Annotated in this window: 15 protein-coding genes and 1 tRNA gene; 9 read left to right on the plus strand and 7 right to left on the minus strand. The window is 52.6% G+C overall.

What is annotated here, in order from left to right:
- The first annotated feature begins 37 nt into the window (after nt 1-37).
- From folE to cobJ, 3 genes are all read left to right on the plus strand, one after another.
- Nucleotides 38-712, plus strand: coding sequence for a GTP cyclohydrolase I FolE (gene folE / locus P3X23_RS10815; protein WP_300876575.1), 675 nt, complete (start codon nt 38-40; stop codon nt 710-712).
- 85 nt (nt 713-797) lie between these two features.
- Entirely contained in the window at nt 798-1,277 is a 480-nt protein-coding gene (locus tag P3X23_RS10820) for a TM2 domain-containing protein (RefSeq protein WP_300876578.1), read from the plus strand.
- Nucleotides 1,278-1,280: 3 nt separating this feature from the next.
- Complete coding sequence (gene cobJ, locus P3X23_RS10825; RefSeq protein ID WP_300876581.1) at nt 1,281-3,128, plus strand: precorrin-3B C(17)-methyltransferase; 1,848 nt, start codon at nt 1,281-1,283, stop codon at nt 3,126-3,128.
- On the opposite strand, the gene P3X23_RS10830 is transcribed toward cobJ, so the two are convergent.
- Nucleotides 3,102-3,461 carry a phage holin family protein gene (locus tag P3X23_RS10830; protein ID WP_300876583.1) on the minus strand — a complete coding sequence of 120 codons (360 nt, stop codon included), beginning with the start codon at nt 3,459-3,461 and terminating at the stop codon, nt 3,102-3,104. The genes cobJ and P3X23_RS10830 overlap by 27 nt on opposite strands.
- 18 nt (nt 3,462-3,479) lie before the next feature.
- Nucleotides 3,480-3,680 (minus strand): hypothetical protein, encoded by a 201-nt coding sequence (locus P3X23_RS10835; protein ID WP_300876586.1) that lies wholly within the window; start codon nt 3,678-3,680, stop codon nt 3,480-3,482.
- Between the two features lie 124 nt (nt 3,681-3,804).
- On the opposite strand from P3X23_RS10835, the gene P3X23_RS10840 reads away from it, so the two are divergent.
- Entirely contained in the window at nt 3,805-5,076 is a 1,272-nt protein-coding gene (locus tag P3X23_RS10840) for a site-2 protease family protein (RefSeq protein WP_300876589.1), read from the plus strand.
- A gap of 24 nt (nt 5,077-5,100) precedes the next feature.
- Here P3X23_RS10840 and P3X23_RS10845 read toward each other — a convergent pair.
- The 3 genes from P3X23_RS10845 to P3X23_RS10855 all read right to left on the minus strand — a co-directional run bounded on the left by P3X23_RS10845 (nt 5,101) and on the right by P3X23_RS10855 (nt 6,205).
- Nucleotides 5,101-5,173: transfer RNA gene (locus tag P3X23_RS10845), tRNA-Trp, on the minus strand.
- Between the two features lie 8 nt (nt 5,174-5,181).
- Nucleotides 5,182-5,544 (minus strand): 50S ribosomal protein L19, encoded by a 363-nt coding sequence (gene rplS, locus P3X23_RS10850; protein ID WP_300876591.1) that lies wholly within the window; start codon nt 5,542-5,544, stop codon nt 5,182-5,184.
- A gap of 64 nt (nt 5,545-5,608) precedes the next feature.
- Nucleotides 5,609-6,205, minus strand: a complete 597-nt coding sequence (locus P3X23_RS10855) for a nucleoside triphosphate pyrophosphatase (protein WP_300876594.1) — start codon at nt 6,203-6,205, stop codon at nt 5,609-5,611.
- Between the two features lie 111 nt (nt 6,206-6,316).
- Between P3X23_RS10855 and P3X23_RS10860 the strand changes: the two genes are divergently transcribed.
- From P3X23_RS10860 to P3X23_RS10880, 5 genes are all read left to right on the plus strand, one after another.
- A complete protein-coding gene (locus tag P3X23_RS10860; RefSeq protein WP_300876597.1) occupies nt 6,317-8,293 on the plus strand; it encodes an AMP-binding protein in 1,977 nt (658 codons plus the stop codon).
- A 17-nt stretch (nt 8,294-8,310) separates the two neighbouring features.
- Nucleotides 8,311-8,745, plus strand: coding sequence for a YlqD family protein (locus P3X23_RS10865; RefSeq protein ID WP_300876600.1), 435 nt, complete (start codon nt 8,311-8,313; stop codon nt 8,743-8,745).
- Between the two features lie 58 nt (nt 8,746-8,803).
- Nucleotides 8,804-10,087: a dihydrolipoamide acetyltransferase family protein gene (locus tag P3X23_RS10870; protein WP_300876603.1), complete on the plus strand. Its 1,284-nt coding sequence runs from the start codon at nt 8,804-8,806 to the stop codon at nt 10,085-10,087.
- A gap of 247 nt (nt 10,088-10,334) precedes the next feature.
- Nucleotides 10,335-10,622, plus strand: a complete 288-nt coding sequence (locus tag P3X23_RS10875) for a hypothetical protein (protein ID WP_300876606.1) — start codon at nt 10,335-10,337, stop codon at nt 10,620-10,622.
- 85 nt (nt 10,623-10,707) lie between these two features.
- Nucleotides 10,708-11,877 carry a family 10 glycosylhydrolase gene (locus P3X23_RS10880; protein ID WP_300876609.1) on the plus strand — a complete coding sequence of 390 codons (1,170 nt, stop codon included), beginning with the start codon at nt 10,708-10,710 and terminating at the stop codon, nt 11,875-11,877.
- Here P3X23_RS10880 and ilvB read toward each other — a convergent pair.
- Nucleotides 11,874-13,682 (minus strand): biosynthetic-type acetolactate synthase large subunit, encoded by a 1,809-nt coding sequence (ilvB, locus tag P3X23_RS10885; protein WP_300876612.1) that lies wholly within the window; start codon nt 13,680-13,682, stop codon nt 11,874-11,876. The two genes, P3X23_RS10880 and ilvB, sit on opposite strands and share 4 nt — an antisense overlap.
- A 175-nt stretch (nt 13,683-13,857) precedes the next feature.
- Nucleotides 13,858-14,156, minus strand: a 299-nt coding sequence (accB, locus tag P3X23_RS10890; RefSeq protein ID WP_300876615.1) for an acetyl-CoA carboxylase biotin carboxyl carrier protein, incomplete at its 5' end; no start/stop codon positions are given.

The raw sequence follows: 14,156 nt of genomic DNA on the forward strand, positions 1-14,156 counted from the left end.
TCCTTCACTTGTCAATCTTTCTATGACAACGTTCAATATGCCCGATTCGATCATCAACGGTAAAGCGACCACTCCGGCGATCCTGCCGGATCGCAACACTCACCAAGGCAAAGAAGCGATTCTTCACCCACCCCCTCCAGATATTGCTAAGGAAGAAATGATGGCCGCAGTGCGCACAATTTTGCTGAATGTGGGTGAGGATCCAGATCGCGAGGGGTTACTAAAAACCCCCAAGCGGGTCGCTGAGGCCATGCAATTTCTTACCAGTGGCTACAGTCAGTCCCTTGAAACCCTTGTCAACGGTGCGATTTTTGATGAAGGCCACGATGAAATGGTCTTGGTGCGCGACATTAACTTCTTTAGCCTCTGTGAGCATCACATGTTGCCTTTTATTGGCAAAGCCCATGTGGCCTATATCCCCAACCAGCGGGTGATTGGTCTCAGCAAATTGGCACGGATTGTGGAAATGTATGCGCGGCGGCTGCAAGTGCAGGAGCGCCTGACCCGTCAAGTGGCCGAGGCCATTGAAACGGTTCTCGCTCCGCAGGGTGTAGCGGTGGTCATGGAAGCCAGCCACATGTGCATGGTGATGCGCGGTGTCCAAAAACCCGGCTCTTGGACGGTGACCAGTTCGATGCTGGGGGTCTTCCGTGAGGATCAAAAGACCCGTGAGGAGTTTCTGAACTTGATTCGCCATCAGCCGAATTTTTAGAGGCCTCTTTTGGGGGGCGATCGCCCCCCTCAACACTTCAAAAAACTTGGGTTAGGATGAGAAATACCAACATCCTCCTAGAGTCATGGGACACTTACTCCACCGCGGAACCGATTACCTACGAGGGCAACCACAGCCAAATTTTTTGAACGTGGGGGTTGCCTACCTGCTCTGGGCTTTCTGCTTCATGGGTTTTTGTGGCGTGCAGCGCTTTTACGTCGGTCAGCCCATGGTAGGTTTTTTCTATCTAACTACGTTTGGCTTTTGTGGTGTGGGTCAACTTATTGATCTCTTTTTGATTCCGGGGATGGTAGATCAGCGCAATACATACTTGAAAGGGCAGTATTTAGCACTGGAAGAACAGGCTCAAACCACTGCCCTACACCGCTTACTCCAAGTGGCCAAAGAGCAGGGGGGAGTCCTCTCTGCGGCACAAGCCGCCCTTTATACTGGTTTTGATGCCAAACAAGTTGAAGAGTTACTGTTTGAAGCTCAGCGGCTCGGCTACGCCTATGTGTTTAACGATCCAGAAACAGGGGCAGTGCGCTATCAATTTGATGTTTAATTCATGCCACTGCTAGATAATTTTCAACCCATTGGGGCGATCGCCCCCACGAGTCAAGGACTGTTGCAACTCCAGCGGATTGTTGCCACCGGGATTGCTTTGAGCATCTGGGTGCCCAGCCGTTTAGAATCAACACACCCTGGGGTGCAAACCTACGATCGCCCCCTTGCAGTACATCTGCAGGAATACTGGTGCCACTATCGGGCTTGGATCTTTGCCTTGGCCTGTGGTGCTGTCGTTCGCTTGATCTCACCCCTTTTGACCCATAAAAGGGAAGACCCGGCGGTTTGCGTTCTGTCTGAGGATGGCCGGTGGATGGTGAGTTTGCTCGGCGGGCATGGGGCGGGGGGCGATCGCCTGTGTCAAGTCCTCAGTGCAGCTATTGGGGCAACCCCCATTCTGACGGGAGCCAGCCATGCTCAGGGCTACTTTGCCGTGGATTGCTGGGGGACGGCCTTGGGTTGGCAACGGGGAGCGGGAGACTGGAATGGGGTCGCCTGCCAACAGGCCCAGGGAAAGCCGCTGCGCGTGTATCAAACCTGTGGCAGTTCTCTGTGGCGCACGGCGCTCAATTCAGATCAAGCCGTTGAGTTTGTCAGCACTCCACCCCTAGAAAATGCCGTTTGGATTACTGAAAAAGCGTTACCCCCTGCTCTAGGATCAGGTGTGGCTTGGCATCCACGGGTACTGTGGCTAGGCATTGGCTGTGAACGGGGAACATCCTCAAGTTTGATTCAGCAAGCGGTTGATTGGACTCTTGCCAAAGCGGGGCTAAGCCCACTGGCGATCGCTGGCCTTGCCAGTATTGATCGCAAAGCAGATGAGGAAGGGTTATATCAAGTGGCTCAGGCGCATGATTGGCCAAGCCGCTGGTTTCCCGCCCAAGAATTGGCGCCTGTTGCCGTACCAACTCCCTCAGCAATTGTGGCGGCAGAAATGGGAACGCCCAGTGTGGCTGAAGCAGCGGCAGTGCTAGCCAGTGATCGGGGCTGTTTAATTGTGCCTAAGCAGATCTACCGTCAAGAGGGTGAGCCGGGGGCGGTGACAATCGCCATTGCCCAAGCAGAGCGAGAATTCATTCCCCGTCAAGGTTCCCTCAGCCTCATTGGTATTGGTCCAGGAGCATTGGATCAACTGACCCTCGCAGCACGCTCTGCCCTTTTGGCCGCTGATATTCTTGTGGGCTACGAGCTTTACCTTGAATTACTCGCTCCCCTGCGGCGGAGCGGACAGATGGTGGCCGCCTATGGAATTACCCAAGAACGACAACGCGCCCAAGCAGCAATTGATCTGGCTCAGTGGGGCTTGAATGTGGCAGTGGTGTCTTCCGGAGATTGTGGCATCTACGGCATGGCGGGACTAGTTCTAGAGCTATTGGCAGAAGCAGGGGTCAGCAACCTTCCAGTGGAGGTGTTTCCGGGAGTGAGTGCCGTCAATGCTGCTGCGGCTCGCTTGGGAGCGCCCCTAATGCACGATTTTTGCACTATTAGCCTCAGCGATCGCCTGACCCCCTGGCCCGTCATTGAGCAACGCCTACGGGCAGCAGCGGCAGCGGATTTTGTAACTGCCCTCTACAATCCACGTTCGCGCGAGCGCCGGCATCAATTAGTGGCTGCCAAAGCCATTTTTTTAGAATATCGCTCGTCACAGACACCGGTAGCGATCGTTCGTGCCGCTTACCGCCCTGAGGAGCAGATTACCCTGACAACCCTTGGCGCTTTGCAACCGGAAACGGTGGATATGTTTAGCTTGGTTCTCATTGGGAATGCCAGCACCCGTCGCTTCCACAATTGGCTGATTACCCCTCGCGGCTATTTAGCCACCCTACAGCAGACTTGCCTGACCGAGTAGGTTAAAGCAAACTGAATTGATGACAGTGAGGGCAATTGAGCCTAAGAGGGCACTCCAAAAGCCATTGCGCAAGGTAAACCCATCGACAAACGCAGCGGCAAGGGCAAAAATAGCAGCATTAATAATGAGGGCAAATAGGCCAAACGTAAGAAAAATAAAGGGGAATGTAAAGAACTTCAGGACCGCTCCCAAGGTGGCGTTCAACAAACCAAAGACAATAGCCGCCCACAAAGCAGTTGTGAATTTATCAATTTCTACGCCCAAAAACGAGAGGCGCGACACAATAAACAAGCTAACACTGGTAACAATCCAAGTAATAAGTAAACCCCACATCTGCAGCTCCCCACAACACTAGACAACAATCAAAACGAAGGGTAGTACTGGTATTCCAAAGATAGCGCTGAACCAGTAGCCAATCAGGCTCAGGAAAAGACTCAGTAGCAGCGAGAGACACAGTGACCACAACAAGTAGGAGGCAAATTTCTGCACCCCTTGCCAAAAGGAATCTGTAGGTACCTCTAACGCATGACCATTGGCAGACGCCGTTACCATCGCGCCATCCTCCAGCAGCGTTGCCTTTATTTTAGGACAAGAATGAAAGCGTAACATTTTAGACATGAATTATTGTTAAGCCCCGCCCTATTAGACGCTGAGGCAATAATAGAAAGAGAGCGCAATGCACACTGAGGTCAGCATGGGACAAGGTTGGCAGGTGGGGCGTGTCTTTGGCATCCCCTTGTATATTGATCGGTCGTGGTTTTTCGTCATTCTGCTGTTTACATTTCTCAATGGCAGTGACTGGCAGGCCACATACCCGCAATGGGGGGCATGGGTATGGGGAATGGGATTTGTGGTTTCCCTGCTGTTGTTTGCCTCAGTGCTCCTTCACGAGTTGGGGCACAGCTTGGTGGCGCGCTGCCAAGGGATCACGGTGCGCTCGATTACCCTCTTTCTCTTTGGTGGCATGGCGGCCATTGAGCGAGAATCCAATACCCCCGGTCAAGCGTTTCAGGTGGCGATCGCTGGGCCTTTGGTCAGTTTTGCCCTTTTTGCCCTGTTGCAGGGAGCAGCCATTTTACTGCCAGCGGATGACCCCTTCCATGAACTATTGCGCTATCTAGCTCATATTAACTTTGTCTTGGGGGTCTTTAACCTCTTGCCGGGGCTTCCCCTCGATGGTGGCCAAGTGCTTAAGGCCGCCGTTTGGAAATTGACGGGCAATCGCTTTCAGGGGATGCGCTGGGCAGCGCGATCAGGACAGCTCTTGAGCTGGCTGGCCATTAGTTTTGGTCTCTTTGTCACTCTCCTTGGCAGTGGCAATGGGCTGTGGTTGGCACTTTTGGGTTGGTTTGCCTTGCAAAATGCCACGCTTTACCATCGCCTCGGCCAGCTCCAAGAAGCACTGCTCACTCTGACGGCCGCTGATGCCATGACACGGGATTTTCGCGTTATCGAGGGAAGGCTATCACTGCGGGAGTTTGCCGATCGCTATCTGCTGTTGGCCGATCGCCAGCCCACGGCTTATTTTGTTGCCACTGAGGGGCGCTATCGGGGCTATTTGGATCCCCACGCCCTGAGCCATGTGGAGCGCAGCCGCTGGGAAGTGACTCCTGTGGAGGAATTGGCCGTACCCCTGCGGGCAATCCCTACCCTTAAAGAAGCCGATTCCCTCGCCAAGGCGGTTTGTACCCTAGAGGAGCAACAGCAACGCTTTGTTACTGTTTTAACCCCTGCGGATGCGGTGGCTGGCATCCTTGATCGCGGTGATATCCTACTGGCTCTGGCCCAACGGTTGCACTGGCAACTGGGGAAACAGGACATTCAACGTCTCAAGCAGGAACGGCATTATCCCCCTGAACTGCAATTGTTGGAACTGGCACACACTGTCCTGCAATTTCAGGGGAGCGATCGTCAGAAGCTAGTGGCTTTACCCACGCAACAAAGATAGATTGACTTAATTGAGTCTAGGAAACGCGCCCTGGAGGACTCGAACCCCCGACATCCGGTTTTGGAGACCGACGTTCTACCAACTGAACTAAGGACGCAAGGCTGCTTACAGCGAGCGATCAAACCGTGCTTTGATACGGGAAGCTTTACCCACAAGGTTACGCAGGTAGTAAAGCTTGGCACGACGGACTTTACCCCGCTGAATTACTTTTATACTATCAATTCGTGGCGAATGTAGCAAAAAGACACGTTCAACGCCCACCCCTTGAAAGACACGACGTACCGTGATTGTGCGGTTAATTCCTGTACCCCGCATGGCAATTACATCTCCCTCATAGGGCTGGACGCGCTCTTTGCCGCCTTCTTGAATTTTAACTCCGACCCGAACGCGATCGCCCACATGAATCACGGGCAAGTCAGTCTTCATTTGCTCCGCTTCAATCGAGCGAATAATGTCTTGGGCGTTCATGACAGTTCCTTAACTCGCAATCTCTTAGCATACCCTAAGCATTTAGACTTGTCTAGGCTAATTTTTACTTCTTGCTTTGCAGGGCTGGAAGCGTATATCCCAAACTCAGCAACATCCGCCGCAGTAGGGGTAAGCTCAAGCCAATGACATTACTGGGGGTACCGATAATTTTCTCGACAAAGGCACCGCCTTGGCCATCAAGGGCAAAACAGCCTGCGCAGGCAAGCGGTTCACCAGAAGCTACATAGGCGGCAATTTCGGCATCGCTAATATCTGCAAAAACCACTTGGGTGGACTCCACCTCCACACAGGTGCGCCCCTGTGCCAGATCAATCAAGGCATGACCGGTGAGTAGGTGCCCGGTTTGACCACGCATTCGTTGCCAGCGGGCGATCGCCACCTCTGTTGAGGCAGGCTTACCATAAATTTCCCCCCCCAGCACCAATACAGAATCGCAGCCCAAAATTAAGGCCGGGGGTAGGTGGGTTTGAGCCACGGTTTCTGCTTTACACCGTGCCAGCAATCGCACGAGTTCTATCGGCGTTGTTGCTTGAATAACCGACTCATCAAAGTTACTGGGTTGAACAATTGGATCAATGCCAATCTGTTGCAGCAACCGGCGCCGCGCTGGAGAGGCTGAGGCAAGGACAAAAGGCACCATAGCACTGTTTGAAAGTCGCTAACTTGATGATCTCATATTGAAATTATTAAAGCTGCATGAGCTATGCTATTGAGGCCTTATTATCTAGGTGTTGCGTCTGGAGTCAGACAAATGACGAGTGCAGCCCACACCTACACTCCCCCTGGCGGGTTACCCCAGGATGCGCCGTTACCCGATCACTTTTTGCCCTACAAAACCCTCCAGTCGCTACCGGAAATGTGGCCCCTATTGGCGCAACGCCATGGCGATGTAGTGGCACTGCATGCCCCCTACGAAGACCCCGCTACTCGCATTACCTACAGTGAGCTTTATCAACGCATCCAACGCTTTGCTGCCGGCCTGCAAGCCCTGGGTGTTGCTGCTGGCGATCGCGTGGCTCTATTTGCTGACAATAGTCCCCGCTGGCTGATTGCCGATCAAGGAAGCATAATGGCCGGTGCCATTAATGTCGTTCGCAGTGGTACCGCTAATGCCCAAGAGCTTCTTTACATTTTGCGTGACAGTGGTTCAACTCTCCTGCTGATTGAAAACTTGGCTACCCTGCGCAAACTTCAAGATGGCTTAGCGGATACCCAAGTAAAAACCGTTGTTCTGTTGAGTGCGGAAGCGCCAGAGCTTGAACATTTTCCTCTGCGGCTTTTGAACTTTGCTCAAGTTTTTACCGAAGGACAGTACGGTACAGTGCGGGCGGTAGCCATTACCCGCGATGACTTAGCAACATTGATGTATACCTCCGGTACCACGGGTCAACCTAAGGGTGTAATGATTACCCATGGCGGTCTGCTGAGTCAGATTGTCAATCTCTGGGCAATTGTACAACCGCAGGTGGGCGATCGCGTTCTCAGTATCTTACCTATTTGGCACGCCTACGAACGGGTTGTTGAATATTTTCTCTTTGCCTGTGGCTGTAGCCAAACCTACACAACCCTCCGCCACTTCAAAAATGACTTGAAACGTTGCCGGCCCCACTACATGATTGCAGTACCGCGCATCTGGGAAGGGTTTTATGAAGGGGTGCAAAAGCAACTGCGCGATGCCCCGCCCCTAAAACGGCAACTGGCTCAGTTTTTTCTCAATGTGGGTCAGCAATACGTGCTGCAACGGCGACTGCTCACCGGCTTAAGCCTAACAACCCCCTATCCCAGCCCTTGGCAAAAATTTATTGCCCGTTTAGAAACCTTCTTTCTCAAGCCCCTCTATACCCTAGGGGAAAAGCAGGTCTATAGCAAAATTCGCGAAGCCACTGGCGGTGAAATTAAACAGGTGATTAGTGGTGGCGGCGCCCTTGCCCCCCATTTGGATACCTTCTACGAAGTCATTAACTTAGAGGTGCTGGTTGGCTATGGCCTCACAGAAACCGCCGTGGTGCTAACTGCCCGCCGTTCTTGGGCTAATGTACGGGGATCGGCTGGCCGTCCAATTCCCGATACCGCCATAAAGATTGTCAATCCAGACACCAAAGCCCCCGTTGATTTTTGGCAAAAAGGGCTGGTGATGGCTAAAGGTCCGCAAGTGATGCGCGGCTACTACAACAAACCTGAGGCCACCACTAAAGTTCTAGATGCTGAAGGCTGGTTTGATACCGGTGACTTGGGCTACCTCACGCCCAATGGAGATCTCGTGCTGACGGGACGGCAAAAAGACACGATTGTACTCAGCAACGGTGAGAATATTGAACCCCAACCCATTGAGGATGCCTGTGTCCGCAGTGCCTATATTGACCAGATCATGCTGGTGGGACAGGATCAAAAGGCGCTTGGGGCTTTAATTGTGCCCAATTTGGAGGCGCTAGAGCAGTGGCTTATTGCCAGGGGATACCGGCTGGCATTGCCCAACCGACCTGCACCTGCCGGCAGCGGTGAACTCGTCACCCTGGAAAGCAAAGTCATTATTGAGCTCTACCGTCAAGAACTGCTGCGAGAAGTGCAAAATCGGCCGGGCTATTCCCCAAATGATCGCATTGCAACATTTCGCTTTGTTCTTGAACCCTTTACGATAGAGAATGGTCTTTTGACCCAAACTTTGAAAATTCGTCGTCATGTCGTGAGCGATCGCTACCGCGATATGATTAACGCCATGTTTGAGTAATCTCCATGACAGACCCTATGGATACTAAACTGCTCCTGCGGCGCCAGATTATGGTAAAAGCAATTGTCACTCCTGAGTGGAAAGACGATGCTCAAAGGCAGCTTCAGGCTCAACTGAATCAAGTGGATAGCCAAATTCAGCAGTTGGACTTTCAGCTGCAGCAGGTGATTAACGAGCTGCGTAAAAGCAGTGAAGGAGCGGATGTGATCAATGCCCGTATTCAAGATGTTAAAGAGCAAGCCAACAACCAAAAGGCACAACTCCTGCAGCAAAAAAATGTGATTCTGCAACAACTGGATCAGGTGCAACGCCTAGAAATGGGGCAGGAAGTGGATCAAGGTCAGGTGGATAACTTCTTTTATGTCACCAAAGGAGACAACCTGATCCAAAAAATGCAGGTGGAAATTCTCCTGCGCAATGGCGTCATTGAAGAAATTCGCGGCACGCTTTAACTTTCATTTCTAGTGAATTTGACTCCCTTTCAATTGCCAACCAAGGATAGCAGCCTCTATGATTCGTGAACTGTTCATGCCCGCCCTCAGCTCCACCATGACCGAAGGGAAAATTGTCTCTTGGGTGAAATCCCCCGGCGATAAGGTGGCCAAAGGGGAAACTGTGCTAATTGTGGAATCCGACAAGGCCGATATGGATGTGGAGTCTTTCTACGACGGCTATTTGGCGGTGATTACCGTGCCTGCTGGCGAAGTGGCACCCGTTGGCTCCATTATTGGTCTAGTGGCAGAAACAGAAGCAGAAATTGCCGAAGCACAGGCAAAGGCCAAATCCCTTGGGGCAACCCCAAGTTCTTCTGTGGCGCCGGCCACCACCCCCGCTGCGGCCACGAGTAACGGCTCTGGAACTACTTCTGTGGCAGTGGCTTCTTCTCCCAGTGCCCCCACTGCACCGACTGGGCGAGTGATTGCTTCGCCTCGCGCCCGCAAATTGGCCAAGGAACACAACATTGATTTGAAGACCCTCAAGGGAACGGGCCCCAATGGTCGGATTACCGCTGCCGATGTTGAAGCCTTGCTTGGGGCACCGACAGTCCCCATCACACCGGCAGTGACACCCCCTGCCTCTGTTCCCACAGCTCCCTCTGCTATTGCCCCGGTCGTGGCTAAGGAAGATTTGGTACCCCTGACAACGCTACAAAATGCCGTTGTGCGGAATATGGTGGCCAGCCTTGGCATTCCTGACTTCCATGTGGCCTACACAATTACCACGGATGCACTGGATCAGCTGTACCAGCAAATTAAATCCAAAGGGGTGACGATGACGGTGCTCCTTGCCAAGGCGATCGCCCTGACGCTGCAAAAACACCCGATTATGAATGCCTACTACACAGAGCAGGGGATTCAATACCGCCGCGACATTAACATTGCCGTTGCTGTAGCAATGCCGGGGGGTGGTCTGATTACACCGGTGCTGAAGAACGCTGATCAAGTTGACATCTACAGCCTCTCGCGTACTTGGAAGGACTTAGTGGAGCGGGCACGAGCTAAACAACTGCAACCCGACGAATACAGTACCGGCACCTTTAGCCTCTCCAATTTAGGAATGTTTGGGGTTGACTTTTTCGATGCAATTCTCACCCCTGGTCAAGGGGCAATTATGGCCGTGGGAGCCTCCCGTCCAACAGTGGTTGCCACGGAGGATGGCCTTCTAGGGGTTAAACGGCAAATGAAGGTGAATCTTACCTGCGATCACCGCGTGATCTATGGTGCGGATGCAGCGGCCTTCCTTCAAGATTTAGCGAAACTCATTGAAACCAATCCCCAAGCCTTGACCCTCTAAGCTGACTGTCCTGCTAGAAATCAGGGATGTTTATGGTGGGGCAATTCCCTCGCTGTCTAAAGGGAGCCCTCCGACGGTAAAGGGGGGCAATTGCCTTGGTACCATCGGCAATAGTGGTTCTGGCAAAACACCCCTTTTCCATGGGGAACGCCCACCTGCTTGGGGGAGTCAGTGGTAGCTGGAGGGTTTTAACCAGGGGTGAGGGTTGTACTGCAACATTCGGCGGAATCAATTAACGGGGGCTACTGTGGCCGAAAATATTGCCTTTGACCCTGAAAACTTGGGCTGGCCAATCCCAGAAATGCGGCAGCGAGTGCATCCAGCCTTGGCCAGCACCGGGATTCAATGTTCGGTTGATTACATGCCCCATCAACTGTGGGGAAAAGAAGAACCCCGGAGGGCGATCGCAGGGGTTTTGGCCATACCGCCCCCGTTGGCTCTTGATGATGAAGCCCCGGCTTTTTTAGATCAAGGGAGTTGTGGTACCTTAACCAAGTTTTTGAGAGCCGATGCCACTGCCAGCATCACATTTTAGCCACGACCCTGTCTTGTTGCAGACTGTGTGTAGCCAAGTTTTTCCCTTCGAGTCAGGGCACCTGCCTTCCCTGGGGATGTAGCCTATGCTGCGTCATCGCGTTTGGTGGTTGTTCATTCTCTTCTTTTGGAGTCTTTGTTGGACGATTTGGCCGATACAGGCACAAAACTCGGCCTTCATCCGCGGTGTCTGGCTAACCAAAAACGACTTCCCAATCCTCCGCGATCGCCCTCAGTTGCAGGCAGCCCTCAATGAGCTACAGCGGCTGAACTTCAACACCCTCTACCCCGTTGTCTGGAACTCCGGCTATGTTAGTTTCCCTAGTGCCACGGCCAAAAATCTAGGTATCCAGCCCTTTGTGCTACGGGGGATTCAAGATTACGACATTCTCGCAGAACTGACACAGCAAGCTCACTGCCGTCATCTGTTGGTGATTCCTTGGTTTGAATTTGGCTTCATGGTGCCAGAAACCTCAGAACTCGCCCTTGCCCATCCCGACTGGCTCACCCGCGGAATTAACGGTCAAACCACTCGCTTGACGGCGGCTGGAGAAGTAGCTTGGATGAATCCCTTTCATCCCCAAGTCCAAGAATTTCTCACCAACATTGTTCTTGAAGTACTGCGGCAGTACCCAGTGGATGGTGTACAGTTTGATGACCACCTCAGTCTGCCAGTGGAGTTTGGCTATGATGACTACACTCGTGCCCTCTATCAGCAGGAAACTAAAAAGCCCGTTCCCGACAATCCCCGCGATCCGGACTGGATGCGCTGGCGTGCGGATAAACTTACTGCTTTTGTGCAACGTTTGCGGCAGCGGGTGAAACAGGAATTTCCCACTGCTATTTTCTCTCTATCACCAACCACACTGCCGACGGCGTACCAAAGCTTTCTCCAAGACTGGCCGCAGTGGGTCGCCCTAAAGCTCCTTGATGAAGTGGTTGTTCAAGTCTATCGCTACAATCTTCCCAGCTTTGTCCAGCAGTTAACTCAACTGGAAATCCTTCATGCTCAAGCAAAAATTCCCACTGCCGTCGGTGTGCTCACGGGGCTACGTACCAATCCTGTTCCCATTGAACTTGTGGATGCTAAAGTAGAGGCTGCCCTGCGCTCAGGGCTAGGCGTGTCTTTTTTTTCCTTCGAGACCCTGTGGGGGCGAGGCCCTGAACCCCGCGATCGCCGCCAGCAGGCAATTCTCTTTCATTTTCGTCAGCCGCTGCCGAGGCGATTGTTTGCTCAAGGGTGCCCCAAAGTTTAGAGTTTACTGCCACACTCTGGACAAAAGCGATGGGTAGAGATGGTTTTTGCCCCACAGTTGGCACAGTAGATCAATTCAGCAGCCTTCTCGAGCACCTTGCGTTCCGGCAAACCCAGCATTTGCGAATTGGGCTTACCAGGGGCAACCATTGGATAGCAGTTTTCGTCGCGAGTCACGTGGGCATCTAGGAGCACAGGACCATCGTAGGCTAAGACCTCTTCGACAATAGCATCCAAATTGTGGCGATCGCTCACCCGCAACCCCCTAATCCCGTAGGCTTCCGCCAATTTCACAAAATCGGGCATCCCCTTGGCCATATTGGAATGGGAGTAGCGTTCCTCGTAGAAAGCCTGTTGCCACTGCCGCACCATTCCCTGCCAGAAATTGTTAATAATCACCGTCTTGACGGCAATACCATATTGAGCCAGTGTTGCCAACTCTTGGGAATTCATCTGGAAACTGGCATCGCCGCTAATACAAATCACCTGTTGATCTGGTCGTGCCACTTTCACTCCCATTGCCGCCGGCAGACCAAAGCCCATTGTGCCTAGGCCCGCACTGGAAATCCAACGCCGAGGGCCATTTTTCAGGAATTGTGCCGCCCACATCTGGTGTTGACCCACATCGGTGGTGTAGTAGGCATCGGGGGCATGACGACCAAAGGCAACAATCACCTCTTGGGGCGAGAGTTCACCACTAGGTTGGGGGACAACGAGGGGATAATCCTCTTTCCAGACCTTAATCCGCTCTAGCCAAGCTTGGGTGGCGGGTACAACGGCTTCACCACTCTCTTCAATATGCTTGAGCAGTTGCTGGAGGACGGGTTTAACACTACCCACAATTGGCACATCAGGCACACGGTTTTTGCCCACTTCCGCAGGATCAATGTCAATGTGAATTACCTTGGCACGGGCAGCAAATTCGTCGAGCTTACCCGTTACGCGATCGTCAAACCGCGCCCCCACAGCAATGAGCAGATCACATTCACTGACGGCAAAGTTGGCATAGGCAGTGCCATGCATTCCCAGCATGCCCACAGAAAGGGGATGAGACTCAGGAAATGCCCCCTTCCCCATCAGGGTTGTGGTTACAGGAATCTGGAATAGCTCTGCCAATTTGAGCACTTCTTCATGGGCGCCCGCTGTAATTGCGCCCCCCCCCACATAAAGTAAGGGGCGTTTGGCCTCACGAATCAGTTGAACAGCTTGGGCAACTTGACGGGCATTGCCGCGAATGGTGGGACGGTAGCCCCGCAGCTTGACCTGACCCGGCTCGAGGGGTTCGTACTCACAGACTTCTAGTCCCACATCCTTGGGAATATCCACAAGCACAGGCCCTGGGCGACCGGTGGTGGCAATGTAGATCGCCTCAGTAATAATGCGTGCCATCTCCTTGGCGGCGCGCACGACATAGGAGTGCTTGACAATAGGCAGGGTAATGCCAAAAATATCTGTTTCCTGAAAGGCATCGGTGCCAATGGCAGAGCGAGGCACTTGACCCGTGATCACCAGCAGGGGAATGGAGTCCATGTGGGCGGTGGCAATGCCTGTCACTAAATTGGTTGCCCCTGGTCCTGAAGTGCCAAAACAAACTCCCACTTGGCCTGTGGCACGGGCGTAGCCATCAGCGGCGTGGGCTGCCCCCTGTTCGTGGCGCACCAAAATGTGCTGAATCATTCCCTGGGACTCAGCACGATAAAGTTCATCGTAAATTGGTAAAATTGCTCCACCGGGATAGCCAAAAACATGCTTAACGCCGTGACGGCATAGGGTATCAATAAGAATGTATGCTCCAGTTGCTTGCACAGGCCAACCTCGTCGGGCAGTGGTGGTAGATATTCCTAAATTTTAATTTTTCAATTAGGGTCTCGGCAAGAGCGCGAAGACTTGAAAGCATTGAATTATTGGTCTTAAACTCCTCAATGCTTAACATATCTTTGCAACTAGTACCTGCCTCTTTTTGCTACCAAACAATATCTATTTAGTTAGGCAAAATGCGCATTAAGGTTTGACCGTACTCAATTGGTTCAGCATTTTGCACCAGAATTTCCACCACTTGGCCATTGACTTCGGCTTCAATTTCGTTCATCAGCTTCATGGCTTCAATGATGCAAACCACTTGGCCTTTTTTAACTATGTCGCCCACTTCGACAAAGGGGGGTTCATCGGGAGCGGGGGCACGATAAAACGTTCCTACCATTGGCGCCACAATATCCACGGTTTTGCGGTTAGCAGGGGGTGGCGTTGGTTCTGGATCGGGGGTCACAGGTGGAGCAGGGG

Source organism: Thermosynechococcus sp. Uc, assembly GCF_029335995.1.
Classification (GTDB): domain Bacteria; phylum Cyanobacteriota; class Cyanobacteriia; order Thermosynechococcales; family Thermosynechococcaceae; genus Thermosynechococcus.

Excerpts from the sequence above, each read along its gene's own strand:
- folE (WP_300876575.1), top strand. The coding sequence starts at position 38 with ATGCCCGATTCGATCATCAACGGTAAAGCGACCACTCCGGCGATCCTG.
- P3X23_RS10820 (WP_300876578.1), top strand. The coding sequence starts at position 798 with ATGGGACACTTACTCCACCGCGGAACCGATTACCTACGAGGGCAACCA.
- cobJ (WP_300876581.1), top strand. The coding sequence starts at position 1,281 with ATGCCACTGCTAGATAATTTTCAACCCATTGGGGCGATCGCCCCCACG.
- P3X23_RS10830 (WP_300876583.1), bottom strand. The coding sequence starts at position 3,461 with ATGTGGGGTTTACTTATTACTTGGATTGTTACCAGTGTTAGCTTGTTT.
- P3X23_RS10835 (WP_300876586.1), bottom strand. The coding sequence starts at position 3,680 with ATGGTAACGGCGTCTGCCAATGGTCATGCGTTAGAGGTACCTACAGAT.
- P3X23_RS10840 (WP_300876589.1), top strand. The coding sequence starts at position 3,805 with ATGCACACTGAGGTCAGCATGGGACAAGGTTGGCAGGTGGGGCGTGTC.
- rplS (WP_300876591.1), bottom strand. The coding sequence starts at position 5,544 with ATGAACGCCCAAGACATTATTCGCTCGATTGAAGCGGAGCAAATGAAG.
- P3X23_RS10855 (WP_300876594.1), bottom strand. The coding sequence starts at position 6,205 with ATGGTGCCTTTTGTCCTTGCCTCAGCCTCTCCAGCGCGGCGCCGGTTG.
- P3X23_RS10860 (WP_300876597.1), top strand. The coding sequence starts at position 6,317 with ATGACGAGTGCAGCCCACACCTACACTCCCCCTGGCGGGTTACCCCAG.
- P3X23_RS10865 (WP_300876600.1), top strand. The coding sequence starts at position 8,311 with ATGGATACTAAACTGCTCCTGCGGCGCCAGATTATGGTAAAAGCAATT.
- P3X23_RS10870 (WP_300876603.1), top strand. The coding sequence starts at position 8,804 with ATGATTCGTGAACTGTTCATGCCCGCCCTCAGCTCCACCATGACCGAA.
- P3X23_RS10880 (WP_300876609.1), top strand. The coding sequence starts at position 10,708 with ATGCTGCGTCATCGCGTTTGGTGGTTGTTCATTCTCTTCTTTTGGAGT.